The sequence below is a fragment of the Streptomyces sp. NPDC051183 genome (assembly GCF_040682455.1).
Taxonomy (GTDB): domain Bacteria; phylum Actinomycetota; class Actinomycetes; order Streptomycetales; family Streptomycetaceae; genus Streptomyces.
Genome location: NZ_JBFBBA010000003.1, coordinates 1 through 25,481, shown reverse-complemented (window position 1 = coordinate 25,481; position 25,481 = coordinate 1). Strand labels below are relative to the sequence as shown.

The following is a 25,481-nucleotide window of genomic DNA, read 5'->3' as shown; positions in this document are numbered from 1 at the left end:
GCCAGGTGACCCGCACTTGCGAAAGAGATGACGTGAACCACACCCAGCTCCCGTCCGCGCTGCCGGAGACAGCCCGCACCCGTCACCGACGCCTGCGGGCTCAGGGGAGCCTGGACCGTGCCGAACTCGACGCGATCCTGGACGCGGGGTTCATGTGCCACCTCGGGGTGGTCGTCGACGGCCACCCCATGGTCGTCCCCACCGTCTACGGGAGCGACGGCCGGAACCTCTACCTCCACGGATCTGTGGCCAGCCGGAGCCTGGTCGCCTCGCCCGAGGCGACGGTGTGCGTCACCGTGACGCACGTGGACGGCCTCGTCCTCGCACGGTCGGTGTTCGAGCACGGCGTCAACTACCGCAGCGCGATGATCTACGGCGTCCCGCGCCTGGTCACCGACGAGGCGGAGAAGCTGGAAGGGCTGCGCTGCCTGACCGAGCAGGCCGCGCCCGGCCAATGGGACTACGCACGACGGCCGAACGCCAAGGAGATGGCGGCGACCGCGCTGCTCTGCATGTCGCTGGAGGAGGCGTCGGTCAAGACGAGCACCGGCGGACCGGACGACGGTGACGGTCCCGACGCCGCTCTCGGCATCTGGGCCGGAGTGCTCCCCTTGGTCGCCACCTGGGGCGTACCCGAAGCCGACCCCCTCCTCGCGGACGGCATCGAAGCCCCTGGGCACATCACCGCCCGGAGCAACACCCGCGCGTTCGGGGCACAGGTGACCGGCCGGGCATGACCGGGGGCCGGCGCGAAGCTCGTGGCGCAGCCCGCCCGACGGAGTAGCGCGTCAAGGCGGTGCGCCGCCGCGCCCACCCGCGGGTGAAGTCCGGCTCAAGATCAGCGCCGACGCCAGGAGCCCCGGGAGACTGTGCCCCAGTACGGACAGCCGTACTCCAGGGCACGGGGGAGCGGAAATGACACCGAGCGGTACGGTCCTGCTGGCACTGCGGGAGAACCCGATGGGCGGCGGCGTCAGCGCCGAGCAACTGCGGCGCATCGGGAAGGAACTGGAGAACCGGGGTCTGGAACTGCGCTGGGCACCGAGTGCCCGCGACGCGCGGGCCGCCCTGCAGACCGAGGCGGGCCTCGCCGCGGCGGTGGTCGCCTGGGACCTGCCGCGAGCGGCGGGCGGTGCGGTCGAGGAGGGCGGCGGCGGGGACGTCCTGCGACACATCGGACGGCGCTTCAAGGACCTGCCGGTCTTCCTGGTGATGGCGGACGACTCCGACCAGGACCTGGAACGGCTGCCGCTGTGGGTCTCGGAGACGGTGGTGGGCTACATCTGGCCGCTGGAGGACACTCCGTCCTTCATCGCGGGCCGCGTGGCCACGGCGTCGCACGGCTACCAGCGGGACCTGCTGCCTCCGTTCTTCAAGGCCCTGCGCCGGTTCGAGGACTCCCACGAGTACTCCTGGCACACGCCCGCCCACTCGGGCGGCGTCGCCTTCCTCAAGTCCCCGGCCGGCCGCGCGTTCTTCGACTACTACGGGGAACGGCTGTTCCGTACCGACCTGTCGATCTCGGTCGGTGAGCTCGGGTCGCTCTTCGAGCACAGCGGTCCGATCGGCGAGGCCGAACGCAACGCGGCCCGCGTCTTCGGCGCCGACCGGACCTACTTCGTCCTGCACGGCGACTCGACGGCGGACCGGATGGTCGGCCACTACAGCGTGACGGACGACGAGATCGCGCTCGTCGACCGCAACTGCCACAAGTCCGTACTGCACGGGCTGGTGATTTCCGGGGCACGCCCCGTCTACCTGGTACCGACCCGCAACGGCTACGGGCTCGCAGGCCCCCTGCCGCCCGCCGTGACCGCCCCGGCGTCGGTGGCCGCGAGGATCGCCGCGAACCCGCTCACGCCCGGCGCCGTCTCCTCGGACGCCCAGTACGCGGTGGTCACCAACTCCACCTACGACGGCCTGTGCTACGACACCGTCGCCGTGGCGAGGGCCTTGGCGCCGAGCACCCCGCGCCTGCACTTCGACGAGGCCTGGTTCGCGTACGCCCGCTTCCATCCGCTGTACGCGGGCCGCTACGGGATGGCCATCGGACCCGACACCTTCCCCGACGCGGACGCGGGCACTGCCCCGGACGCCGGGCCGGGTCGGCCGACGGTCTTCGCGACCCACTCCACGCACAAACTGCTCGCCGCCCTCTCCCAGTGCGCGATGGTCCACGTCCGCACGGCACCCCGGGCCCCCGTCGAACACGAGCGGTTCAACGAGGCGTTCATGATGCACGGCACCACCTCGCCGCTGTATCCGGCGATCGCCTCCCTGGACGTGGCCACGGCCATGATGGACGGACCGCAGGGCCATTGGCTGATCGACGAGGCGGTGACCGAAGCGATCCGGTTCCGTCAGGCCGTCGTACGCACCGGGCGCCGCATCACCGCCGCCGCGGACCGCCCGGACTGGTTCTTCGGCGTGTGGCAGCCCGACTCCGTCACCGATCCGGCGACCGGCACCCGTATCGAGTTCGCGGACGCACCGCCGTCGCTGCTGAGCCGCGAGCCCTCCTGCTGGCACCTGGAGCCGGGCGCCGACTGGCACGGCTTCGCCGGCCTCACCGAGGGCTACTGCCTGCTGGACCCGGTCAAGGTCACCCTGACCTGCCCCGGGGTGACGGCCGCGGGAGGCAAGGGCGACTGGGGCATCCCGGCGCGGATCCTCACCGCCTATCTGGCGGCACGCGGGATCGTCGTGGAGAAGACCGACAGCTACTCCACGCTCATCCTCTTCTCCATGGGCATCACCAAGGGCAAGTGGGGCACCCTGATGGACGCCCTCATGGACTTCAAGGCCCTCCACGACGCGGACGTCCCGCTGGACCAGGCGCTGCCGGACCTGGTCGAGCGGTTCCCGCGACGCTACGGCCGTACGACCCTCGGCGCGCTGTGCCGGCAGATGCACGAGCACCTGACCCGCGCCGAGTTGATCGACGCCCTCGACGCGGCCTTCCAGGAGCTCCCGGAGCCGGTGGCCCCGCCGCGTCACTGCTACCAACTGCTGGTGCGGGGCGGCACCGAGCGCGTACGGCTGGCCGAGGCGGCCGGGCGGGTGGCCGCGGCCATGGTGACGGTGACCCCGCCCGGGATTCCCGTACTGATGCCGGGGGAGTCCACCGGCGACCCGGACGGCCCGCTGCTGCGGTACCTGCGCGCCCTGGAGGCCTTCGACCGGGCCTTCCCGGGCTTCCACAGCGAGGCCCACGGGGTGACCGTGGACCCCGAGAGCGGCGACTACCTGATCGAATGCGTCCGCACGACCCGAGGCGGGCCGACGAATCCGGCGGGTCGCTGATTCTGCCGCGGGAGACGGTTCGTGCTCGGCTGACGTCCTGGTGGCAGCCCGAGGACATCGCAGATCCCGGGCATACGGAGCTCTCGCTGATGTGGTTCCAAGCGGCTTCGCAGGACCCCTTCGACCGCCTGGCCGCGATCGTGAGTCCCCTGGACTGGGCCTCGTTGGCGCGGTTCGTCCCTTTCGAGGATTAGGCGACAGCTCGCCCCGGCAGCCCGCGACGTGTCGGCATATTGGCCTAGACCTATTGTGCGGCCCTGTTGGTGACGGTACGTTCGTGCTCGGCTGCGCAGCCGGTACGTACCGCACCACATCGCATCGTCAGGCACTCTGCCGGGGCATCCCGGCATTTTCAGGAGGACATGCCATGTACCGCCGCGCAGCAGCCGCCCTCGCCACCGTCGCTACCGCCGGAGCCCTCGCGCTCGGCGTCGCCGGCACGGCCGAGGCCGCCCCCGGCCCCGGCTTCTACGCACGCAGCCACCACAGCTCGTACGCCGACTGCCAGGCCACCGGTCAGGCGGGGTACCGGATCTGGGGCCCGATCTTCCTCTGCGAGCCCCTCAGCTCCACCCGCCAGGACGTCATCGTCCTCTGGGTCCGCTACTGACGGAAACGGCCGGCTCCGGGAACTTTCCGGGGCCGGCCGTGCGGGCGGAGCGTCGACGCTGCCATTCCTTGCCGCAAGATATTGCACGGCTTCTCCCGAAAAGGGCGCTCATCGGGTCGATCGAGCCGGGAGGGTGGCGAGATTTCTGGTTCTCGAGGGCTTCACCTGCTGGTAGCCAGGCCATTAGCCTGCCGCAAAACCTTGCGGCAAGTTTTCAATGCCGCGAAGCCGAAGGGCTGTTGGGCCCCGCTTCGAGGAGCAGAACTTGAGATCACGTACGCGATCACGTCACGGGGGGCGTTCGGCGGCCCTGGCCGCGGCCGTCGCCGGATGCCTGGCGGCCGCGCTGCCGGTCGTCGGCGCCTCCGCCGGGGCCACCCCGACGACCGGCACGGCGGCAGCAGCAGCGGCCGACAACACGGCGACGGTCTTCTACTACACCAAGACCCGCAACTGGACCGCATACAACCTGCATTGGGCGCCGGACGGCGGCAGCTGGACGGCGGTCCCCGGTACCGGCATGGAGCCGGCCTGCACGGACTGGGTGAAGAAGACGGTCAGCCTGGGCGCGGCCGCCGGCCTCCAGGCGACCTTCAACAACGGCCAGGGCACCTGGGACAACAACGGGGGCAAGAACTACGCCCTGGGAACCGGCGTGATCACCGTCAAGGACGGTGTCGTGGCGCACAGCGACCCGTGCGCGACGGACCCCGGAACCGGAACCGGTACGGGCGCGACCGCCACCGTCTACTACTCGACCACGACGGTCGGCTGGCCGACCGTCAACCTGCACTGGGCGCCGAGCGGCGGCTCCTGGACCACGGTGCCGGGCATCGGCATGGACCCGGCCTGCGCGGGGTGGGTGAAGAAGACGGTCCCGCTCGGTTCGGCCACCGGACTCGCCGCCACCTTCAACAACGGCAACGGCACCTGGGACAACAACGGCGGCAAGAACTACGCCCTCGGCCCGGGCCCGACCACGGTGAAGGACTCCAAGGTCACCGCGAACGCCGCCGACCCGTGCGCCGCCGCCGTGCCGGACACCACCGCGCCCTCCGTGCCCTCCCGGGTGCAGGCCACCGCCACCGACGTGTCCGCCGTCGTCACTTGGGACGCCGCCACGGACGACCGGGGTGTGACCGGATACCAGGTGACCCGAACCGGCGGATCCCAGGGTGCCGTCGTCACCAGCACCACCTCCACGGTCCTCACCGAATCCGGCCTGGAGGAGCGGACCGCCTACTCCTACACGGTGAAGGCGGTGGACGCCGCCGGGAACCTGTCCGGCGCCTCCGCCGAGGCCGTCACCACCACGGGTACCCGGCCGCCCGCCCCCGCCGGGTCCGCCCCGCTGGGAGGCGACCCCCGCAAGGACCCGATCTACTTCGTGCTCACCGCCCGCTTCAACGACGGCGACAGCGCCAACAACCGGGGCGGCAGCCAGAACGTGAAATCCGGCAACGCGGCCAACAACGACCCGATGTTCCGCGGGGACTTCAAGGGCCTCGTCGAAAAGCTGGACTACGTCAAGGCCCTCGGCTTCTCCGCGATCTGGATCACTCCGGTCGTCCTGAACCGCTCCGACTACGACTACCACGGCTATCACGGATACGACTTCTACAAGGTCGATCCCCGCCTCGAATCGGCCGGAGCCTCCTACCAGGACCTCATCAACGCCGCCCACGCCAAGGGCGTCAAGATCTACCAGGACGTGGTCTACAACCACAGCTCGCGCTGGGGAGCCAAGGGCCTGTTCACCCCCACCGTCTACGGCGTGCGCGACGCGCAGTGGTCCTGGTACTACGACGAGAAGCAGACCGGCTTCGAGTACGACGGCCTCACCGTCGACCCCAAGAGCGGAAAGTCGTACTACAACGGCGACCTGTGGTCGACTGCCGAACCGGCCGGCAACACCTGCGTCAACTGGGGCGTGCCCACCCAGTACAAGAGCGCCGAGGGCTACACCATCTACAACTGCCAGTGGCCCAGCCCCACATCGGGAATGTTCCCCAAGGCCCTGTACCACCAGTGCTGGATCGGCAACTGGGAGGGCGAGGACGCCCGTTCCTGCTGGATCCACGAGGACCTCGCCGACTTCAACACCGAGAACCCCGCCGTGCAGAACTACCTGATCGGTGCGTACAACAAGTACATCGACATGGGCGTCGACGGCTTCCGCATCGACACCGCCGTGCACATCCCGCGCGTCACCTGGAACCGGCGCTTCCTGCCCGCCCTCCAGCAGCGCGTCGCCCAGCAGTTCGGCGCCCAGAAGGCGGCCGACTTCTACGTGTTCGGCGAGGTCGGCGCCTTCGTCAACGACAAGTGGAACCGCGGATCGGCCAACCAGTCCGCCCAGTACTACACCTGGAAGGACAGCGCGTCCTACAGCGCCGACGACGCGACCGCCGCCGTCCAGCAGTACACCACCGACAACGACCCGGCCAAGCAGCCCACCAGTGGCAACGCCTTCCTCAACGGGAACCTCTACCACGCCCCCGACCACAGCATGTCCTCCGGCATGAACGTCATCGACATGCGCATGCACATGAACTTCGGCGACGCGAACAACGCCTTCCAGAACGGCAAGGACAGCGACGACAGCTACAACGACGCCACCTACAACGTCGTGTACGTCGACAGCCACGACTTCGGACCGGGCAAATCCTCCACCCGCTACGCCGGCGGCACCGACGCCTGGGCAGAGAACATGGCCCTGATGTGGACCTTCCGCGGCATCCCGACCCTGTACTACGGCTCGGAGATCGAGTTCCAGGCCGGAAAGCAGATCGACTGCGGCCCGACCTGCCCGCTCGCCACCACCGGCCGGGCCTACTACGGCGACAAGATCGCGGGATCGGTCACCGCATCCGGCTTCTCCAAGGTCGCCACCGCCACCGGAGCCGTCGCCGCCACCCTCGACGCGCCCCTCGCCAAGCACCTCCAGCGGCTGAACGAGATCCGCCGGGCCGTCCCGGCGCTGCAGATGGGCCAGTACTCGACCGAGGGAATCTCCGGCGGCATGGCCTTCAAGCGCCGGTACACCGACGCCGCCACCGGCGTCGACAACTTCGCGCTCGTCACCGTCTCCGGCGGCGCCACCTACACCGGAGTCCCCAACGGCACGTACAGGGACGCCGTGACCGGCGACGTGAGGACGGTCACCGACGGCAAGCTGTCCGTCGCCGCCCCCGGCAAGGGCAATCTACGGGTCTACGTGCTGGACCTCGGCGGCCGCAACGCCGCCCCGGGCCAGGTCGGAGCCCCGGGCCCCTACCTGAAGTAGCCGCCGGTCATCGCGGCGGCCGGGGGAGTCGGGTGGTGCGAGCGGACATTCAGATCACCGAACCGGTCATCACTTGATCTGAAATGGACAACTACGAAGCTTTCGCGCGGCGGGTGATGTTCGCTGGAACGATGTCGGCGACGCGCCTGTTGTCCGCGGGGGTGGTTGACGCCGACGGCACGGGGCGTTTTCGTGCGACCGCGCCACCGCCGGTTCCCGGGGGCCTCCGCTTCCCGCCGTCGTGCCGCGGCCTTTCGAGGGGGATTCACTGTGTCCGCGATCACCCGGTTACGCCCGCACCGCATCCGCAGACGGCGCCGCACCGCACTGGCCGCCGCGTTCGCCCTCACGCTGACCGGCCTGGGCGCCCTGAGCGCCACGCCGGCGGCCGCGGTCACGCCGACCGTGATCGCCACCGTACCGCTGGGCGCGAACCCCGAGAACCTGGCCGTGGCACCGGACGGCAAGCACGTCTACGTCAGCAACTCCGGCGTCTTCATGGGCACTCCCGGCAACACCGTCACCGTGCTCGACACCGCCACCAACACCGTCGGCGCCACCATCGCCGTCGGCAACGGCCCGGCCGGGCTCGCGGTCACCCCCGACAACGCGCACCTGTACGTGGTCAACCGCGGCGCAGCCACGGTCAGCGTCGTCGACACCGCCACCAACACGGCGACGGCCACCATCACGGGGATCCAGGACCCGAGAACGGTGGCGGTCAACCCGGCGGGCACCCAGGCCTACGTCGTCGACTCCGCCTACCCCAACGGGTCGGTCCGTCTCATCGACACCGCCACCAACACCGTCGCCGCATCGCTCACCGTCGGCCCGTTCGCCCGCGACGTCGCCTTCAGCCCCGACGGCGCGCGCGCCTACGTCACCAACGTCGGCGACAACACGCTGGGCGTCATCGACACCGCCACCTTCACCGTGACCGCGAACGTGGCACTGAGCGACCAGCCGTTCGCGGTCACGGTCAACCCGGTCACCGGAGCCGTGTACGTCAGCCACGGCAACGACGACTTCGTGTCCGTGGTGGACCCGGCCACGCTCACCGTCACCACGACGATCACCACCGGGGCCAACCCGGGCGGCGCGGCGGTCAGCCCCGACGGCACGACCGCGTACGTGCCCAACATCGGCAGCAACACCCTGTCGGCGGTCGACACCGCGACGAACACCGTCACCGGTAACACCTCGGTCGGCGGCGGCCCCGTCGATGCCGGGCTGAGCCCGGACGGCACCCTGGTGTACGTCGTGAAGAACGGCAGCCAGACCCTCGACGTGCTGAGCGTGGGCCCGGCGGCGACACCGGCCGTGACCGGCATCAGCCCGGCTTCCGGCCCGTCAGCGGGCGGCGCCGTCGTCACGGTCACCGGCACCAACCTCACCGGCGCCACCGCCGTCACCTTCGGCGCGACCCCCGCCACCGGCGTCAGCTGCACCGCCACCTCCTGCACCGCCACCACCCCCGCCCACGCGCCCGGCACCGTCGACGTGCGGGTCACCACCCCCGGCGGCACCAGCCCCGTGACCGCGGCCGGCCAGTACACCTACCTCGCGCCGCCCGCGGACATCGACGTCAACCTCACCGCCCAGCCGCAACTGAGCCTCCTGGCGCCCTACCTGACCTACACCCTCACCGCCCACAACACCGGTCCCGGACACGTCACCTCCGCGACCCTGACCGCCACGCTCCCGCCCGGCGCCTCTGCCGCCAACCTGTCCGCCGGATGCACGAGCGCCGCCACCACGGTCACCTGCACCTACGGGACGATCGCCAACAACGCGAGCGCGAGCAAGACGTTCCGCGTCCCCCTGCACCTGCTGACCCTCGGCCCGGTCAAGGTCACCGGCGCGCGCACCGCTTCCGCGCCCATCGACCCCAACCGCGCCAACGACACCGCGACCGTCACCTGCACCGCCATCTCCATCGTCCTGGTCACCTGCCCGTAAGACCCGGGCGGCCGGACGCGCGGTCTGCGCGTCCGGCCGCCCGGAGCGGGTGTCCGGTCTCTCACCAGTGCTGCTCGGGGGCGGTTGCAGGGGCGGTCCGTTCGAAGGTCCGCAGCAGGTCCGCCGCGACGCTCACCGCGATCGTCGCGGGTTCCTTGCCGGTGATCCCGGCCATTCCGATCGGGGTGTTGATCCGGTCGATGGCGGCGGCATCGTGGCCGCCCTCGGCGGACAGACGTTGCCGGAACCGCGACCACTTGGCGGCCGAGCCGATCAGCCCGATCGACCCGAGACCGGGGGTCCGGAGGGCGGCGTCGCACAGGGCGGCGTCCTCCGCGTGATCGTGGGTCATGATCAGGACGTGCGTGCCGGGCGGCACCTCGGCGAGCACCTCCTCCGGAAGCAGCGGCGTGTGGTGGACGCGGATCCGTGCCACCGCATCGGCGAGCACATCGAGCCGTTCCTCGGCGAGCACCTCGGCGCGGGAGTCGATCAGGTGCAGATCGAGGCTGTGGCGGGCCAGGATGCGAGCCAACTCCAGCCCGACGTGCCCGACGCCGAAGATCGCCACCGCTTGGACCACCGGCAGCGGTTCGAGCAGTACGCCGACGGCCCCGCCGCAGCACTGCACGCCGTGTCGGCCGGTGACCTTGTCGTTGAGGGCGAACTCCATCAGTTCCGCATCCGCCCCGGGCGTGCCGATGAGCTCGCGGGCCCGGTCGATCGCGACGGCCTCGATGTTGCCGCCGCCGATCGAACCCCAGGTCTCGCTCCGGCCGACGACGAGCTTGGCACCGGCCCGGCGGGGCGCGTGGCCGCGTACGGTCGCGACGGTCACCAGCACGCCGGGTTCCCGGCGGGCCCGCAACCCCGCGACCGCGGCCACCCAGGACATGTCAGGCATCGCTCAAAGCGCTCACGTCGGTGGGGACCCCGCTGCGGCCGCCGGCGACGCCGACCGGCGCCGCGCCGCCGCGGGCCGCTTCGATCGCCCAGTACACGGCCTCCGGTGTCGCGGGGGAGGCGAGTTCCACACTGACTCCGGCGGGCCCGAAGGCCGCTGCCGCCTGCCGCAACGCTTCGCGTACCGAGAACGCCAGCATCAGCGGAGGCTCACCGACCGCCTTGGACCCGTAGACCGCGCCCTCCTCGGTGGCGTTCTCCAGCAGCCTGACGTTGAACTCCTCGGGCATCTCCGAAAAGCTCGGCAGCTTGTAGGTGCTCGCGGCCTGGGTCAGCAGCCGGCCGCGGTTCGGGCCGTCGCCGGTGTCCCAGCGCAGGTCCTCCAGCGTCAGCCAGCCCGCGCCCTGCACGAAACCGCCCTCGACCTGACCGATGTCGATCAACGGGGACAGGCTGTCGCCGACATCGTGCACGATGTCCACCCGCCGGATGCGGTACGCACCGGTGAACCCGTCCACTTCCACCTCGGTCGCGGCCGCGCCGTAGGAGAAGTACTTGAACGGGGAGCCCTGGAAGCTCTTCGCGTCCCAGTGCAGGCCTTCGGTCCGGTAGAAACCGGCCGCGGACAACTGGACCCGCTGGAAGTACGCGGTGCGCACCAGGTCGTCCCAGAGCAGTTCCTTGTCGTTGCCCAGGACGCGCGCGACCCCCTCGACGATGCGTACGTCGGCGGCGTTCGCACCCAGCTGGGTCCCGGCCACCTGGAGCAGTCGCCCGCGCAACTGCTCGCAGGCGTTCTTCACCGCCGCACCGTTGAGGTCCGCCCCGGAACTGGCTGCGGTGGCAGAGGTGTTGGGGACCTTGTCAGTACGCGTGGGGGCCAGTCGCACCTTGTGCAGCGGGATGCCGAGCGTGGTCGCGGCCACCTGCAGCATCTTGGTGTGCAGGCCCTGCCCCATTTCGGTGCCGCCGTGGCTGATCAGGACCGAGCCGTCCTTGTAGATCAGCACCAGAGCACCGGCCTGGTTGAAGGCGGTGAGGTTGAACGAGATCCCGAACTTGATCCCCGTGAGCGCGAGCGCCCGCTTGGTGTCCTGGTGCGCGGCGTTGAAGGCCGCGATCTCACGCCGGCGGTCGGCGATCCCCGCGTCGTCCTGGACCTGGCGCCAGACCGTGGAGATCCGCTCGGGGTGGGTGACCGGCTGCCCGTACGGCGTCGAATGGCCCTGCCGGTAGAAGTTGCGCTCCCGCAACTCCATGGGATCCAGGCCGAGGAGCGGCGCGCACCGCCCCATGATGTCCTCGATCACCAGCATGCCCTGCGGTCCGCCGAAGCCGCGGAAGGCGGTGTTGGAGACCTTGTTGGTCCTGGCGATGCGCCCGGCGACGCGCGCGTTGGGGATCCAGTAGGTGTTGTCGATGTGGCACAGCGCGCGCGCCACCACCGGCTCGGACAGGTCCAGGCTCCACCCGCCGTCCGCCGTCAAAGTGGCGTCCAGCGCCTGGATGCGGCCCTCGGCATCGAAGCCGATCTTCCACGCGGCGTGGAAGCCGTGTCGCTTGCCGGACATGGTCAGGTCCTGGGTCCGGTTGAGCCGCACCCGTACGGGCCGACCCGTCAGCTTGGCGCCGAGCGCGGCGACGGCCGCGAACCCGTGCGGCTGCATCTCCTTGCCGCCGAAGCCGCCGCCCATGCGCAGGCACTGGACGGTCACCTCGTGGCTGTGCAGGCCGAGTACGTGCGCGACGATCTCCTGGGTCTCCGAGGGATGCTGGGTGCTGCTCTGGACGAACATCTGACCGTTCTCGTCGACCAGGGCCAGCGCCGCATGCGTTTCGAGGTAGAAGTGCTCCTGATCGGAGAACTGGAACTCGCCGCTGAACACGTGCGCGGATTCCACGAATCCGGCCTCGACGTCACCGGCCAGCATCACGGGCCGGGCGCCGTGGAAACTGCCGGCGGCGATCGCGTCCTCCAGCGTGACCAGGGAGGGCTGTTCGTCGAGATCCACCTCGACGGCCGCCGCACCGAGCCGGGCCGCTTCCAAGGTCTCGCCGAGCACCCAGGCGACCGCGTGGCCGTGGAACATGACCTCGTCGGGGAACAGGGGTTCGTCGTGCTTCATCCCGGCATCGTTGACCCCGGGCACGTCGGCCACGGTCAGTACGCGGACCACACCGGGCACGGAGAGCGCGGGCTCGGGGCGCAGCCCGGTGATCCTGCCGCGGGCCTTCATGACCTGGACCGGGTAGGCGTGCAGCACGTCCTTGGTACGGGAGACCAGGTCGTCGGTGTAGAGCGCGGCGCCGGTGACGTGCAGGCTTGCGCTCTCGTGCGGCATCGAAACGCCGACGACGGGCTTTTCGGGACGTTCGGACAGATGGCTCATGACGACACCGCCTCGGTGGTTCGCGCGTACAACTTCAACAGGCTCTGGCCGAGCATCGCGGAGCGGTACTCGGCGCTGGCACGGTGATCGTCCATCGGCGTGCCCTGGGCCCGGAGCACCCGGGACGCCGCCTCGACGGTGTCCGCCGCCCACGGCTTGCCCTCCAGGGCCGCCTCGGTGGCGAGGGCGCGGATCGGGGTGGCGGCCACGCCGCCCAGGCCGATGCGCGCCTTGCGGACGACTCCGTCCTCGATGTCGAGCGCGAAGGCGACCGCCACGCTGGAGATGTCGTCGAAGCGCCGCTTGGCGATCTTGTGGAAGGCCGTGACCGGCGCCGGCGGCAGCGGGATGCGCACCGCGCGGATCAGCTCGCCGGGACGGCGAACGCTCTGCCGGTAGCCCGTGAAGTAGTCCGCCAGCGGGACCTCGCGCTCACCGTCGGCGTCGGCGAGTACCACCGATGCCTCCAGCGCGAGCAGCGCCGGCGGGCTGTCTCCGATGGGGGAGCCGGTACCCAGATTGCCGCCGAGCGTCGCACCGTTGCGGATGAGCCGGGACGCGAACTGCGGGAACAGCTCTGCCAGCAGCGGGACGCTGCCGTCGAGGCGGCGTTCGATCTCGGTGAGCGTCAGCGCCGCTCCGATCTCGATGCAGTCGGATTCCGTCCGCAGTTCCCGCAGTTCGGGCAGCCGGTCGACCGCGACCACGCAATTCGCCCGGCGGGAACGGATGTTGACCTCCACTCCCCAGTCTGTGCTTCCTGCGACCACCACCGCGTCGGGCCGCTCGCGCAGCAGCCGCAGCGCGTCGCTCAGAGTGCTCGGCCGCAGGAACGTGCTGCCGTCCTGGGTGTACCGGGTGGCAGCGGGCTCGGGCGGCAACTGCTCGCGACGCCGCGCCAGGGGGTCGTCCTCCGTGGGAGTGCCGACGGCGAACGCGGCGTCGCGGATCGGGCGGTAGCCGGTACATCGGCACAGGTTCCCGCTCAGCGCGTGCAGATCGAAGCCGTTGGGGCCGTGCTCGGAGTCGCCGCCGATGGCCGACTCCGACTCCGACTCCGACTCCGAGTTCGAGTTCGAGTCCGAGGCCGCGTGCGCGCAGCGGTCGGGCCGGTAGTACTCGGCCGCCATGCTGCAGACGAATCCCGGTGTGCAGTAGCCGCATTGGGAGCCGCCGCGGACGGCCATCTCCTCCTGTACGGGGTGCAGCGCGGGCGCCTCGCCGGGTGCGCCGGCGGAGGCGAGACCTTCGGAGGTGATGATCTCCTGGCCGTCGAGCGCGGCGACCGGGACCAGGCAGGCGTTGACAGCCACCCAGTCGGTGGGCTTGTTCACCCCGGGACGGGCCACCATGACCGAGCAGGCGCCGCACTCACCCTCGGCGCAGCCCTCCTTGGTGCCGGTGAGGCCACGGTCGCGCAGGAAATCCAGCACCGTGGTGTGAGGGGCTGCCGGTGAGATCGCCGCTTCCTTCCCATTGACGGTAATCCGTGCCGCTACCACGGGACGCACCCGTTTCGGAGCATGGTGGATCTGCCTGTCCTAGTCGCCATTTCGGGAGCCTTCTTCTTCGGGTGGCGCAGCTCGAGAACCCGGCGCGTGAAACAGCACGGAGAAACGTGCCGCAGCCGGTGGTAGAAAAACGAAAAAACTCCGGGGCCGCAACAGGGCGCACCGGAAATGGGGCTGCTCAACAGCCGTGTGCTACACGACCCGGAGCCCAAGCGGTCTCGTGAGCGAGGCGATGAGCGTCGGAGATGATCGACATCCGACTTCGCCTCCATTCATGTACTCACGGACCGGTGCGCCAGAAGGTACGTCGCCGCAGGTCCATCGGTCAAGCCGACATGCCCGGATGCGTTCCGCCCACCGAAACGCGCGGGACGGCCGCAGCGGGCTGCCGCCCGGCACCTGGGTGCCGGGCGACAGCCCGCTGGTGTACCGCGCCGCCGTGGTCCCGTCAGGCGGTGCAGCGGATCATGGTCAGCGGCCGATTCGCATTGTGGTCGGCCCAGAACTCCTCGCCGAACTCCTCGATGCCGGCCTCCGAGACCTCCAGCGTCACCCACTCGATCCCGGTGAATCCGGCCGCCTTCAACGTCTGCTCGTACGTCGCCTGCGAGGGCACGACGGCCTCGAAGGAGACCGGCGGATCCAGCAGGGCCGTGAGCTGGATCCCCCGGCCGATCTCGTTGTCCTTGCCGGTCGCCTCGCACAGGAACCCGTACTTGGCCAGCGTGGGTCCGGTGAAGTCGTAGTCCGGGTTCTGCACGAACAGGTAGAACGCACCCCCGGCCACGAGGCTGCGCCGGATGATGTGCATCATCTGCTCGATCTCGGCGACGTCGCTCGCGTAGTTGAACGCCTGCACGGCCACGGCGACGTCAAAGGGCTGGTCGAACTCCCGCAGCGTGGCCGTGTCACCGACTTCGTAATCGATTCCGAGAGGCTCGGACCGCTCGATGGCCCCGGCCGCGTCGATCATCGCGCCGGAGATGTCGAATCCGAAGACGCGCGATGCTCCGCGGCGCTTGAGTTCCCGGCTGTAGAAACCGGTACCGCAGGCGATGTCGAGTACGGACTTGCCGGTTACGTCCCCGACCAGGGCGAGGAAGCCCGGTACCTCGGCGTAGCGAATGATGGGCAGGGTCTTGAAGCCTTCGAATGCTTCACCAATGCCGTCGTACAACTGACCACTCATCGTGGCGTTCCCCTCGATTTGTGGCGTCGGCTCTCAGAACGAGCCGCGGCCCTCGACGGGAAGTCTTCCCGCTCGTCCACGGGACTCCGTATTGTCGGAAAGCACGAACCTGCCGGTACCGATACCGAGTTGACTCCAAATGTGCAGTGCTCGTTCAGTCGATGAGCACTCCCGGATTGAGGATTCCGTGCGGGTCGAGCGCACCCTTCGCGGCCCTCAGGGCGAGGGTGAAGGGTTCGGGGCGCTGGCGGTCGTAGCCCGGACGGTGGTCGCGCCCGACGGCGTGGTGGTGGGTGATGGTGGCCCGGTGGCGGTGCAGGACCTCGCCCGCGACGGCCTTGAGCTCGTCCCACAGGGCCACCTCGTCGCCGGGACGGCCCGCGGCGAGCACGGTGAAGTACGGCGCCGCGCCATCCGGATACGCGTGCGTCAGGCGGCAGTTGACCATCGCAGGGTGACCGGTGGCCTTGAGCGCGGCCTCGCCGACCTCGGTGCGCACCGCGTCGATCAGCCCGGGGAGCCGGTCCCAGGTGGCCGCCGTCTCGAAGGTCTCCGCCACGGCTCCCATCCGGGCCAGGCCGTCGCGGAGGTAGGGCATCCGCAGGAAGGCCGCACGCCAGGCGCCCACGGCGGCGTCCCCGGGTCCTGCGCCCGAACCGCCGTCGCCCGAACCGCCGTCGCCCGAACCGCCGTCGCCCGGACCGTAGACCGTAGCGCCGCCGGGCCGCGTTCCCGTCCGGCCGCCGTGTGAGCGGGCCAGGTCGAGGGCCCGTTCGAGGCGGGCGGTCACCGGTTCGTCCGCCGACTCGAACCCGAGGACCAGTACGGACCTTCCGTCGTGTCCCGCCCCCGCCAGCGCGGCCTCCCCGGCGTCCAGTAGACGGCAGTTGGCGGGGGAGAGGTCGGACTGGGCGAGGGCGCGCACGGCGCGGAGCCCGTCGCGGAAGTCGGCGAACGTGACCGAGGCGGATGCCTTGTGGCGGGGGCGCTCCTGAAGCCGGACCCACGCCTCGGTGATGACTCCGAGGGCCCCCTCCGAGCCCAGGAACATCCGGTCGGGGGAGGGGCCCGCACCGGAGGCGGGCAGCCGCCAGGAACTGCTCGTCCCGGCCGGGGTGACGACGCGCAGCGACTGCACGAAGTCGTCGATGTGCGTGCGGCCGGTGGCGTAGTGGCCGCCCGCCCGGGTGGCGAGCCAGCCGCCCAGGGTGGAGAACTCGAAGCTCTGCGGGAAGTGCCGCAGGGTGAGGCCGTGGGGCCGGAGCTGGTCCTCCAGGCTCGGGCCGAGGGTGCCGGCCTGGATGCGTGCGGCCCGGCCCTCAACGTCGACCTCCAGGACGCGGCCCATGGCGGTCAGGTCGAGGGAGAGCACTGCCCGGTGGGCGTCGCCGCGGTACTCCACGCCCCCGGTGACGGAGGAACCTCCGCCGTAGGGGACCACGGCGACGGCCCGTTCACCGGCCCAGTCCAGCAGGTCGGCCACGCCCCGGTCGTCCACCGGGCGGGCGACGAGGTCGGGTATGCGCCCCGGCCGCCCGCGCAGGGCGCGTACGACGTCGCGGTAGGCCTTGCCCATGGAGTGGGCGGCGCGGTCCGCGGGATCGGTACTGACCAGGTGGGCGAGGCTCTGCGGTGCCTCGACCGCGGGGGCGCCGACGTGCAGGTCGCGGACGCGGGGCACGGGGAGCGGGCGGGCGAGGGTGCCGGGGATCAGCGCGCCCATCGCGGCGCATTCCGCGTCGTCGGGATGGGCGTCCGACCAGCCCCACCCCCACCAGGAGCGGGTGCGGGACGTCGGCGGCTGCGGGGTGGTGCCGGCCATGGCTGGGCTCCGGAGGTCGAAGGAATTTACCTTGAGGTAAATTACCTACTGATAATATTCGCTCATGGCAACCCCTTCTTCGAAAGCCGGCACCAAGGGAGTCCCGCGGGAGCACCGCCGGCAGCAGATGCTGGAGGCCGCCACGGAGGAGTTCGGCACCCGCGGCTACGCGGCCGCGTCGCTCCCCGCGATCGCCGCGCGCGTCGGCGTCACCAAGACCCTCCTGCACCAGTACTTCGGCACCAAGGAGGACCTCTACATCGCCTGTCTGGTCCCCGTGGGCGACCGGCTCCTGGACACCATCCGTACGGCGATGGGCCCGGACGGAACCGCGCCGCACACGCCGCTGCGCGTACTGGACGCCATCTTCACCGCCCTGGAGGGGCGGCGGGAGGCCTGGTTCGTGCTGTACGACACCTCCCTCCCGCCCGACGGCGAGGCCGTGCGCCGGGCCTCGGAGTACTGGTCGGCCATCGACCGGCTCGCCGCCGGCGGGACCGCCGAACTGCTGCGCGCGGCCGGGTCCGCCGATCCGCTGGACGCCGACGCGCTCAAGTACGTGTGGCGGGACCTCGTCGCCACCCTCGTCCGCTGGTGGGTCAAGCACCCGGAGCAGACCCCGGCGGCCATGACCGAGCGCTGCGCCCGGCTGTTCGCGGCAGCCGCCACCCTCACCACCGACGCGCATCGGGGCTGACCAGGGGCCGGCAGCCACCACCGCGGGTCGGGGGGTACCCGGCCGAGCTGTGCTCCGCGGGGAACCGGGTCATGATGGCGGGAGGTCGGAGGTGGCCTCATGGACGAATCACGCAGGGCCTGGCTCGCGCTCGGCGGCGTCATCGCCGTCATCTTCCTGAACCTGGCGGCGATCATCCTGATGAACACGGTCGGACACTGACCGGCTGACCGCCCCCCCGACGACGGGGGACCGCAGGCCTGCCCGGCCCGCGGCCGCACGGCTCAGGGGCGGTTCGGCCGGAGGGTCGCCAGGACCGGCTCCGCCGGCTGGAGGGTGAGCCCGGGGAAGACCTTCGCCCGCACCGCGCCGGTGTCCAGGTGGAACCGCTGCCCCAGCACGGCCAGTACCAGGGCCGCCTCCACGAGGGCGAACCGTGCGCCCAGGCACGCCCGCGGGCCTCCGCCGAAGGGGAACCACGCGTGCTCCGGCACCGGCTGCGGGGCGTCCGCGTCCCAGCGCTCCGGCCGGAACGCCTCCGGCTCCGGGAACCACCGCTCGTCCCGGTGGACCGACCAGGGGCTGGTCCACACCGAGGTGCCCGTCGCGACGGCCCGGCCGCCGATCGAGGCGCCCTGCTGCGCCACCGCCGAGATCAGCCAGATCGGCGGATAGATCCGCAGGGCCTCCTTGACCACCTGCTGCGTCCACGGGAGCCGCGCGTAGTCCTCGTACATGGGCAGCCGCCCGCCGAGCACCCGGTCGAGCTCCTCCGTGAGGCGCTCCCGCGCCGCCGGGGCTCCGGACAGCAGTTGCCAGGCCCAGGTCAGCGTGGTGGAGGTCGTCTCGTGGCCGCCGATGTAGAGCGTGATCGACTCGTCCCGCACCTCGGTGCGCGACAGCGGCAGCCCCTGCTCGTCGCGGGCCGCGAGCAGTCGGCTCAGCAGGTCGTCCCGGCCCTCGCCCGCGGCCGCGGCCGCCTCGTGCTCGCGTATGACGTGCTCGATCTCCCGGTCGAGGACCCCCACCGCGGCCCGCATCCGGCGCCGCCCCGGAGTCCGCACCCACGGCGGCAGGAACAGCGTCACCCCGCGGAACTCGGCGCCCAGTTCGTGCTGAGCCGTGGCCATCGCCGCGCTGATCGGGGCCTCCCGGCCCGCGGCGTCGCTACCGAAGAGCGTGCGCACCGCGATCCGCTGGGTCAGCCCGGCCATCTCCCGGTGCACGTCGATCCGGTCGCCCGGCGACCAGCCGCGGGACAGCGCGTCCGCGCACTCCACCATGGCGGCGGCGTAGGTGCGCACCTGGCGCGGACGGACGGCGGGCTGGACCAGGGCCCGCTTGCGGCGCCAGTCGTCCCCGGTGGCGACGACCACGCCGTTGCCGAGCAACTGGCGGAAGGCCCAGCCGAGTTCGGTCGGCCGGAAGGTGCCCTCGACAGCCGCGAGCAGCTCACCGGCGTGCTCGGGACGGGAGACCAGCACGTTGCGCTGCGGTCCGAGCGCCCACGGCACCCAGTCCCCGTACTCGTCGCGCAAGGACTCGAAGAAGGCCAGCGGATCGCGGGCGAAGGCCGGCAGGTTCCCGAGCAGGGGCCACCGGCGTGGTCCGCGTTCGCTTCCCGGGGGCTTCGGCAGGGTGGCGGTCACGCACGCATGGTGACAGCGCGCCCGCGAGGGCGCCAGAGCGCCGTCGCCGGACCTCCGCCGCCGGGGCCCGTCGCGGACCCTCGACATGACACTGTGCGGCCCGCGAACGGGCCGCACAGTGCTCCCTTTGGTTGTCAGCAGTCGCCGCCGCCGTGGCCGTACCCACCGCCCCAGTCGTCATCGTCGTCGTACCAGCCGTGGTGGTGCCCACGGTCGTCATCGTCCCAGCCGTTGCCGGTGACGTAGGTGGTGGAGTGGGTGGGGGTCGCCGCGGAGGCGGTACCCGCGGCTCCGAGGGCGGCGCCACCGGCCATCAGAACACCGATGGCGGACACCGCGAAAAGACGCTTCACTCTCAGTGCTTGCATGGTTCTGAACCCTTCTCATGCGAGAAATGGACGCGGGAACCCCTTGTGGCCCTTGCGAAAAGTGAGGAACGGGATCGCCGTCAACGCGGCCGTGTCGGGCCGCGGACCATCCGCGTCGGCGCGTGCGGACACGCGCCCACATGCTCTGGCAGATCACTGGGGGTCATGGGTGGTTTCCCGCAGTTGCCACAATCACCTACGCCTGATACTAGTCATCGACCCTCGGATCGGCATCTCGGGCAGCGAGCCCGCGGCCACCGCCCTGCTCTCCTTGGCGACCCCGCGCGCCCGCACCGCTCCATCGCTGCGTTCCAACTCGGCTCCGCTGCCCTCCCCTTCGGAGGGGCCGCTTCCAAATCCTTCGGTCCGAGGGGATGCGGCACGCGCCATCAGTGGTGTAGACCATACGCCCAGCAGTCGTGTGCGACGCGAGAGGTGGATCAACACGTGCAGCGCGCTTCCCTGAGCCTGACGGCGGTCGGCACCGCCATGTGCCTGGCCGCCCTCACCCTTGCCGGCTGCGGAACCGGCGCCACCGCGGGCGGGTTGACCCTGCGGGTCGTGGCCGCCGAGTACGGCGAAACGCCGTCCAACTCCAGCAAGCCGTACTGGGAGGGCCTCGCCGCCGACTTCGAGAAGGCCAACCCCGGCGTCAAGGTCGAGGTCGACGTGGTGTCCTGGTCCGAGGTGGACGCCAAGGTCGCGCAGATGGTCAAGGACGGCCGCGCCCCCGACATCGCGCAGATCGGCGCCTACGCCGACTATGCGAACGCGGGCAAGCTCTACCCCGCCGACGAACTGCTCTCCATCCAGACCGAGGCCGACTTCCTCTCGCCGCTCGCCGACGCCGGGAAGGTCCGGGGAGACCAGTACGGCCTGCCCTTCGTCGCCAGCACCAGGCTGCTCTTCTACAACCAGACCCTGCTCACCGACGCGGGCGTCACGGGCAAGGACGGCGGTACCTGGCAGCCCCGTACCTGGGCCGACCTGGTGGCGGCGGCGAAGAAGCTGAAGGCCTCCGGCGTACGCACCCCGTTCGCGCTGCCGCTGGGGCCGGAAGAGGCGCAGGCCGAGTCCATGATGTGGATGCTGTCGGGTGGCGGCGGCTACACCAACGACGCGGAGGCGTATGCGATCGACTCGGCGCAGAACGTGAAGACCTTCGAGTTCCTGCGGGACAAGCTCGTCGGCCAGGGCCTGACCGGCCCGGTCGAGCCGGGCGGACTCGACCGGCAAGAGGCCTTCGACGCCTTCGTCCGCGGCGAGGTCGGCATCCTCAACGGCCACCCCACGCTGATCAAACAGGCCCAGGACAAGGGCATCAGGATCGGCATCGTCCCGCTGCCCACCGAGGACGGATCGGACCCGAGGGCGATGGGCGTGGCGGACTGGGCGATGGCGTTCAGGAACGGCCATCCGAAAGAGGCCGGCCACTTCCTCGACTTCCTCTACGAGGCGAAGAACGTGTCCGCGTTCACCGGCAAGTACGGCCTGTTGCCCGCGACGACCAGCGGCTACCAGGCAATGATGAGGTCCACCGACCCCGCCACGGTCCATCTTCAGGTCTTCCTCAAGGCCCTTCCCTCCTCCCGGCTCTACCCCGTGGGCAAGAAGTCCTGGGCCGGGGTCAGTCAGAGGATGAAGCAGGACATGGGCAAGTCCGTCCAGCCCGGCGGCCGGCCCGCCACCGTACTGGCCGACATCGCCGCGGGCGCGCGGACCGCCGAGAACTAGTGCTGCGGCCGGGTCGGTTCACCGGGTCGCGGCGCCGGGCAAGGGTGCTTGATCATCACCGAGTTACGCACCGGTAGGCTCTACCCCTGCACCGGCCCGACCTCCGTCGCAGGCGCCACGCGCCGCGCGGCCGGCACCAACTGGGTGTCCGGCCACGCTGGACGGACGTGTCCGCCCACCTGCCGGCCGGTTGCCGCACACCCCCGCAGGTGGTCCCGCCGTCTGCCCGTCACTGGAGTTCGTCTTGCCCCTCCGTTCCAAGAGTCCTTGGGGCGCCGTCTGTTCGGCTGCCCTCGCCCTGGCTGGCGTCGCGGCGATGGTGCTCCCCGCCCGGGCCGACACGGTCACCGCCTCCACCGCACCGCCGCTTCGGTTCGTCAGCTACAACATCTGCGGCCAGGAATGCAGCGACCCGCGCAAGGGGTACGACGAGAAGAAGCGGATCGACAGCGTCGTCGCCCAGGCGTCCGTCTCCACCTGGAACGCCGACCAGATCTTCCTCCAGGAGGTCTGTCGGCCCCAGTACGACGCGATCCTCGCGAGGCTGCGGCCGTTGGGCTTCGACGGCATGTACAGCGCGACCCTCACCGGCGCCGACCCCAGCTGCGGTGACGGGGATTTCGGGAACGCGGTCCTCGTCCGGGGCCCGATCACCGAAGAACTGGACCTGGACCTGATCGTCGGCGGTGAAGTCGAGCCGGTCAAGGTCCCGTGCGTGAAGAACTACGTACAGAACCGGCTGAACTGGGCCTGCTCGGTGCACCTGTACTGGCGGGACCCCTCCATACGCCTGGCGGAGGCCCGAGCGCTCGCGGCGCGTGCCGGGACCTGGCAGGACCAGGGCATACCCGTGGTGCTGGGCGGCGATTTCAATGCCGGCCCCCGCACCGCCCCGCTGAGCGAGTTCTACGACCCGGGCATCAACGACGGCGCCCGGGGGACCTTCATCGAAGCCGACGAGACCGACACCGACTTCTTCGACCCCGCCGTATGCCCGGTGGGCACCGCCACGCGCTGCCGCTCCGGGGAGCCCACCCACGGCGACCGGAAGCTCGACTACCTCCTCCTCAGCTCCCGGCACTTCAAGTCCGCCCAGGGCGACGCGCTCCCGCAGGACCCCGCTGTCTCCGATCACCAGATGGTGCGGGGAGCGGCCTCCTGGGCCGACTGCGGTACGGTCGCCCCCACCGCCGGCGCCCTCTTCCGCCGGGACGCCTCCGGCGCTCTCTTCCGCTACGACGGCCGGGGTGCCGGCACCCTGGCCGCCGCGTGCAAGGTCGGAACCGGGTGGAACGGGATGAGGAAGGTGGTCCGCATACCCGGCACCACCACCCTCGCCGCCCTCGACGGCAACGGCACGCTGTGGCACTACCCGGCCGACGCGAGCGGCGCGTACACGGGGGCCACCCGGGTCCAGGCGGCCACCGGCTGGTCACCGTACGACGTCGTCGTCGCACCCGGGGACTTCACGCAGGACGGCAGGCCGGACCTGATAACCCGCGACGCCAACGGCGACCTGTGGCTTCACGCAGGCAACTCGGGCAACGCTGGGAATACTGGCAACGCCGCCCATGAGGGCAGCGCGTACGCCTCCCCGGTCAGGATCGGAAACAACTGGGGCATCTACGACCTGCTGTTCTCGCCGGGGGACTTCTCCGGCGACGGCAGGCCCGACCTGATGGGCCGCGACTCCGCCGGAGACCTGTACCTGTACAAGGGGAACGGGTCCGGCGGCTACGCCCCCCGGCAGAAGATCGCCTCCGGCCTCACCGGCTACGACGCGATGACCTCCCCGGGAGACGTGAACGCCGACGGCAGGAGCGACCTGCTGGCCCGTGGCGCCTCGGGCGGCCTCTTCCTCCTGAAGGCCGATGACGCGGGCGGACTCGCGGCCGCTGTCAGGACCGGCAGCGGCTACCCGGCGGGGGAACTGCTCTTCTGAACGGCTGCGGCCGGGTGGAATCACGGCGTCGCCGACCCCCTTGCGGACACTTCCTGTCCGCAAGGGGGTGCACTCTGGGTCTGTCGGCGCACCGTGCCCTGAACAGGGCGGCAGGTGCTCCGGCGTGCCGAGCGGCCTTCCGGCCGTACCGGCACGGCATCCCGTCCACGGAGAGGCGCGATCCCCATGTCCCAGGGCATCAGCTGCTGGAGAAGGCCCTGACCCACACCGGGCAACTGCTCTGCAACGTCACCCCGGACTCCTCCCTGCGCCCGCGACCGGATCGGCGACCGGCAGCCCGGCCAGGTCCACGCCGAAGGCGCCGAGGAAGCCCTGGCCGCCTGGCAGACCGAGGGCGCGCTCCAGCGGCAGATGCCCCTGCCCGGCTCTCCAGCAGGGCAAGGTCGGCCAGGCTGCACGGCTGGGACCTCGCCACCGCCACCGGCCAGGACCGCAGCGGCGACCCGGACAGCGTCGACGCGGCCTTCCGGACCCGGTACGGAAACCACCCCGACCAGATCCGCCCCCAGACCGGCATGTTCGGTCCCGAGGCCTCATCCGGCGCGGCCGCCCACTGGGCAGCTGGGTCTCCTCCCGGTTCCGCTGGGCGCGCGCCGCTCCCCACCCCGACGTGTCGGCCGACGACGCCCGTCTGGACCTCTGCATCCGCTATCTACGGTCCTTCGGCCCCTCGACCACCGAGGACCTGAAGTGGTGGACCGGCTGGACCCGTGAGGCCGGGGCAGCGGTCGCCGCCGAGGCGGCCCGCCTGACAGCCTTCCTCGGCGAGGTCGCATCCGGCCCAGCCTGCGCACCCCCCGTCGAACGCCGCCTGGCCGACGGCTAGTGCGTCAGGTTCACGGGGACGTCCAGTCGGGCAGCCAGAGCGGTGAGGGTCGGTCCCAGGGGGAGTGCGACCCGGGTGACGGCGTGCTGGTCGCCGCGGGTCGCGTCCCGGTTGACGATCAGTACGGGCTTCCCGGCCCGGGCCGCCTGGCGGACGAACCGCAGCCCGGACATCACGGTCAGCGAGGACCCCAGGACCAGGAGCGAAGTCGCCCCGTCGGCCAGCTCGCGGCAGTGCGCGACCCGCGGCGGCGGAACGGATTCGCCGAAGAACACCACGTCCGGTTTGAGGACGCCACCGCATTCCGAGCAGGGGACCACGCGGAAGTCGCCGACCTGCTCCTGCGTGAGGTCGGCGTCACCGTCCGGGTTCAGCCCGGGCGCCACCGGTGCGAAGCCGGCGTTGGCGTCCTCCAGGCGTCGGGCGAGCTCGTGGCGCGAGCTGAAGGCGCCGCACGAAAGGCAGCGGACCCGGGCCAGGCTCCCGTGCAGTTCCACGACGCCCTCGCTGCCCGCGGCCTGATGCAGGCCGTCGACGTTCTGGGTGATGACGCCCGAGAGCAGGCCGCGCCGTCCGAACGCGGCCACGGCACGGTGCCCCGTGTTGGGCAGGGCGCGGCCGAACGTACGCCACCCGAGGTGGCTGCGAGCCCAGTACCGGCGCCGGGCCTCGGGGCTGCCGGTGAATTCCTCGTAGGTCATCGGGGTGTGCCGACTGAGGCTCCCGCCGCTGCTCCGGTAGTCGGGGATGCCCGACTCCGTGGAAATCCCCGCCCCGCTCAGTACCAGTACGCCTCCGGCCCTGAGCGCCTCGGCGACCGGTTCGGGATCCGTGCTGCCGGGCGGCAGGTCGTGGGCGGGTGTCCAGCTCAGGGGGGGGCGCATGCGCATGCCGCCAGCGTACGGAAGGGGCCGGCCGTGGCGCAGGCCCCTTCTCACACGACGGCACACGCCCCCTTGCACCCTCCGATTGCCAGGCGATTCCTCCGCCCGGGCTGCCTTGTAGAGGGGTACGAGTGGTGACATTCGGTGAGAATCGGGTGCCCCGGAGGTGACCCGCCCCATAGGACCCACGTCACATACGAATCGGGGTAGTAGCTTTCCGGGCCCCGTCAGAGCCGCCCGGCACCCGCTGCCACCTGCACGGATCCCCGGTGCCCGGTCGGTGGGTCCGAGGTCCCGCGGCTACGAGGTCTCTTAGTAAGAGGGGTCGTTGCCAGGGGGTCGGGGCGTCTGTAGAACTGGATGAGTCGCAAGGCGGCAGGGGTGTTCCGCCCCCGCTTCACCGGCCGC

Annotated in this window: 18 protein-coding genes; 9 read left to right on the top strand and 9 right to left on the bottom strand. The window is 71.0% G+C overall.

Annotation, left to right across the window (positions count from 1 at the left end; all coding sequences use genetic code 11):
- The first annotated feature begins 32 nt into the window (after positions 1–32).
- The 5 genes from AB0M99_RS03335 (at position 33) to AB0M99_RS03315 (ending at position 9,158) form a co-directional block, all read left to right on the top strand.
- A complete protein-coding gene (locus AB0M99_RS03335) occupies positions 33–737 on the top strand; it encodes a pyridoxamine 5'-phosphate oxidase family protein (RefSeq protein ID WP_365916941.1) in 705 nt (234 codons plus the stop codon).
- Between the two features lie 178 nt (positions 738–915).
- Positions 916–3,303, top strand: coding sequence for an Orn/Lys/Arg decarboxylase N-terminal domain-containing protein (locus tag AB0M99_RS03330; RefSeq protein ID WP_365916940.1), 2,388 nt, complete (start codon positions 916–918; stop codon positions 3,301–3,303).
- 367 nt (positions 3,304–3,670) lie between these two features.
- Positions 3,671–3,913: a hypothetical protein gene (locus AB0M99_RS03325; protein WP_365916939.1), complete on the top strand. Its 243-nt coding sequence runs from the start codon at positions 3,671–3,673 to the stop codon at positions 3,911–3,913.
- A 265-nt stretch (positions 3,914–4,178) separates the two neighbouring features.
- Positions 4,179–7,199: a carbohydrate binding domain-containing protein gene (locus AB0M99_RS03320; RefSeq protein ID WP_365916938.1), complete on the top strand. Its 3,021-nt coding sequence runs from the start codon at positions 4,179–4,181 to the stop codon at positions 7,197–7,199.
- Between the two features lie 270 nt (positions 7,200–7,469).
- A complete protein-coding gene (locus AB0M99_RS03315) occupies positions 7,470–9,158 on the top strand; it encodes an IPT/TIG domain-containing protein (RefSeq protein ID WP_365916937.1) in 1,689 nt (562 codons plus the stop codon).
- A gap of 61 nt (positions 9,159–9,219) precedes the next feature.
- Here AB0M99_RS03315 and xdhC read toward each other — a convergent pair whose 3' ends face one another.
- The 5 genes from xdhC to AB0M99_RS03290 all read right to left on the bottom strand — a co-directional run bounded on the left by xdhC (position 9,220) and on the right by AB0M99_RS03290 (position 16,973).
- The gene (gene xdhC / locus AB0M99_RS03310) at positions 9,220–10,053 is read right to left on the bottom strand and encodes a xanthine dehydrogenase accessory protein XdhC (RefSeq protein WP_365917156.1); all 834 of its coding nucleotides are present in this window, start codon (positions 10,051–10,053) and stop codon (positions 9,220–9,222) included.
- A 1-nt stretch (position 10,054) separates the two neighbouring features.
- Positions 10,055–12,451 (bottom strand): xanthine dehydrogenase molybdopterin binding subunit, encoded by a 2,397-nt coding sequence (gene xdhB, locus AB0M99_RS03305; protein WP_365916936.1) that lies wholly within the window; start codon positions 12,449–12,451, stop codon positions 10,055–10,057.
- Entirely contained in the window at positions 12,448–13,953 is a 1,506-nt protein-coding gene (locus tag AB0M99_RS03300; RefSeq protein ID WP_365916935.1) for an FAD binding domain-containing protein, read from the bottom strand. Before AB0M99_RS03300 ends, xdhB begins: the two co-directional genes overlap by 4 nt.
- Positions 13,954–14,410: 457 nt before the next feature.
- The gene (locus tag AB0M99_RS03295) at positions 14,411–15,151 is read right to left on the bottom strand and encodes a methyltransferase domain-containing protein (protein ID WP_365916934.1); all 741 of its coding nucleotides are present in this window, start codon (positions 15,149–15,151) and stop codon (positions 14,411–14,413) included.
- Positions 15,152–15,305: 154 nt separating this feature from the next.
- Entirely contained in the window at positions 15,306–16,973 is a 1,668-nt protein-coding gene (locus AB0M99_RS03290) for an FAD-binding oxidoreductase (RefSeq protein ID WP_365916933.1), read from the bottom strand.
- Positions 16,974–17,037: 64 nt separating this feature from the next.
- Here AB0M99_RS03290 and AB0M99_RS03285 point away from each other — a divergent pair, with 64 nt between their 5' ends.
- A complete protein-coding gene (locus AB0M99_RS03285; protein ID WP_365916932.1) occupies positions 17,038–17,670 on the top strand; it encodes a TetR/AcrR family transcriptional regulator in 633 nt (210 codons plus the stop codon).
- Positions 17,671–17,933: 263 nt separating this feature from the next.
- Here the strand turns inward: AB0M99_RS03285 and AB0M99_RS03280 are convergent, their stop codons facing one another.
- A complete protein-coding gene (locus tag AB0M99_RS03280) occupies positions 17,934–19,298 on the bottom strand; it encodes a cytochrome P450 (protein ID WP_365916931.1) in 1,365 nt (454 codons plus the stop codon).
- Positions 19,299–19,432: 134 nt separating this feature from the next.
- Entirely contained in the window at positions 19,433–19,666 is a 234-nt protein-coding gene (locus AB0M99_RS03275; RefSeq protein WP_365916930.1) for a hypothetical protein, read from the bottom strand.
- Between the two features lie 489 nt (positions 19,667–20,155).
- On the opposite strand from AB0M99_RS03275, the gene AB0M99_RS03270 reads away from it, so the two are divergent.
- Entirely contained in the window at positions 20,156–21,400 is a 1,245-nt protein-coding gene (locus AB0M99_RS03270; protein WP_365917155.1) for an extracellular solute-binding protein, read from the top strand.
- Between the two features lie 316 nt (positions 21,401–21,716).
- A complete protein-coding gene (locus tag AB0M99_RS03265) occupies positions 21,717–23,342 on the top strand; it encodes an FG-GAP-like repeat-containing protein (RefSeq protein ID WP_365916929.1) in 1,626 nt (541 codons plus the stop codon).
- A gap of 249 nt (positions 23,343–23,591) precedes the next feature.
- Here AB0M99_RS03265 and AB0M99_RS03260 read toward each other — a convergent pair whose 3' ends face one another.
- Positions 23,592–23,744 carry a hypothetical protein gene (locus tag AB0M99_RS03260; RefSeq protein WP_365917166.1) on the bottom strand — a complete coding sequence of 51 codons (153 nt, stop codon included), beginning with the start codon at positions 23,742–23,744 and terminating at the stop codon, positions 23,592–23,594.
- A gap of 19 nt (positions 23,745–23,763) precedes the next feature.
- Here AB0M99_RS03260 and AB0M99_RS03255 point away from each other — a divergent pair, with 19 nt between their 5' ends.
- Positions 23,764–24,189 carry a crosslink repair DNA glycosylase YcaQ family protein gene (locus tag AB0M99_RS03255; protein WP_365917154.1) on the top strand — a complete coding sequence of 142 codons (426 nt, stop codon included), beginning with the start codon at positions 23,764–23,766 and terminating at the stop codon, positions 24,187–24,189.
- On the opposite strand, the gene AB0M99_RS03250 is transcribed toward AB0M99_RS03255, so the two are convergent.
- Positions 24,186–25,079 carry an NAD-dependent protein deacetylase gene (locus AB0M99_RS03250; RefSeq protein ID WP_365916928.1) on the bottom strand — a complete coding sequence of 298 codons (894 nt, stop codon included), beginning with the start codon at positions 25,077–25,079 and terminating at the stop codon, positions 24,186–24,188. The two genes, AB0M99_RS03255 and AB0M99_RS03250, sit on opposite strands and share 4 nt — an antisense overlap.
- Positions 25,080–25,481 lie beyond the last annotated feature (402 nt).

Bases quoted from the DNA above. Each gene is read 5' to 3' on its own strand.
- AB0M99_RS03330 (WP_365916940.1), top strand. From the start codon at position 916: ATGACACCGAGCGGTACGGTCCTGCTGGCACTGCGGGAGAACCCGATG.
- AB0M99_RS03325 (WP_365916939.1), top strand. From the start codon at position 3,671: ATGTACCGCCGCGCAGCAGCCGCCCTCGCCACCGTCGCTACCGCCGGA.
- xdhC (WP_365917156.1), bottom strand. From the start codon at position 10,053: ATGTCCTGGGTGGCCGCGGTCGCGGGGTTGCGGGCCCGCCGGGAACCC.
- xdhB (WP_365916936.1), bottom strand. From the start codon at position 12,451: ATGAGCCATCTGTCCGAACGTCCCGAAAAGCCCGTCGTCGGCGTTTCG.
- AB0M99_RS03295 (WP_365916934.1), bottom strand. From the start codon at position 15,151: ATGAGTGGTCAGTTGTACGACGGCATTGGTGAAGCATTCGAAGGCTTC.
- AB0M99_RS03290 (WP_365916933.1), bottom strand. From the start codon at position 16,973: ATGGCCGGCACCACCCCGCAGCCGCCGACGTCCCGCACCCGCTCCTGG.
- AB0M99_RS03285 (WP_365916932.1), top strand. From the start codon at position 17,038: ATGGCAACCCCTTCTTCGAAAGCCGGCACCAAGGGAGTCCCGCGGGAG.
- AB0M99_RS03275 (WP_365916930.1), bottom strand. From the start codon at position 19,666: ATGCAAGCACTGAGAGTGAAGCGTCTTTTCGCGGTGTCCGCCATCGGT.
- AB0M99_RS03270 (WP_365917155.1), top strand. From the start codon at position 20,156: ATGTGCCTGGCCGCCCTCACCCTTGCCGGCTGCGGAACCGGCGCCACC.
- AB0M99_RS03265 (WP_365916929.1), top strand. From the start codon at position 21,717: ATGGTGCTCCCCGCCCGGGCCGACACGGTCACCGCCTCCACCGCACCG.
- AB0M99_RS03250 (WP_365916928.1), bottom strand. From the start codon at position 25,079: ATGCGCATGCGCCCCCCCCTGAGCTGGACACCCGCCCACGACCTGCCG.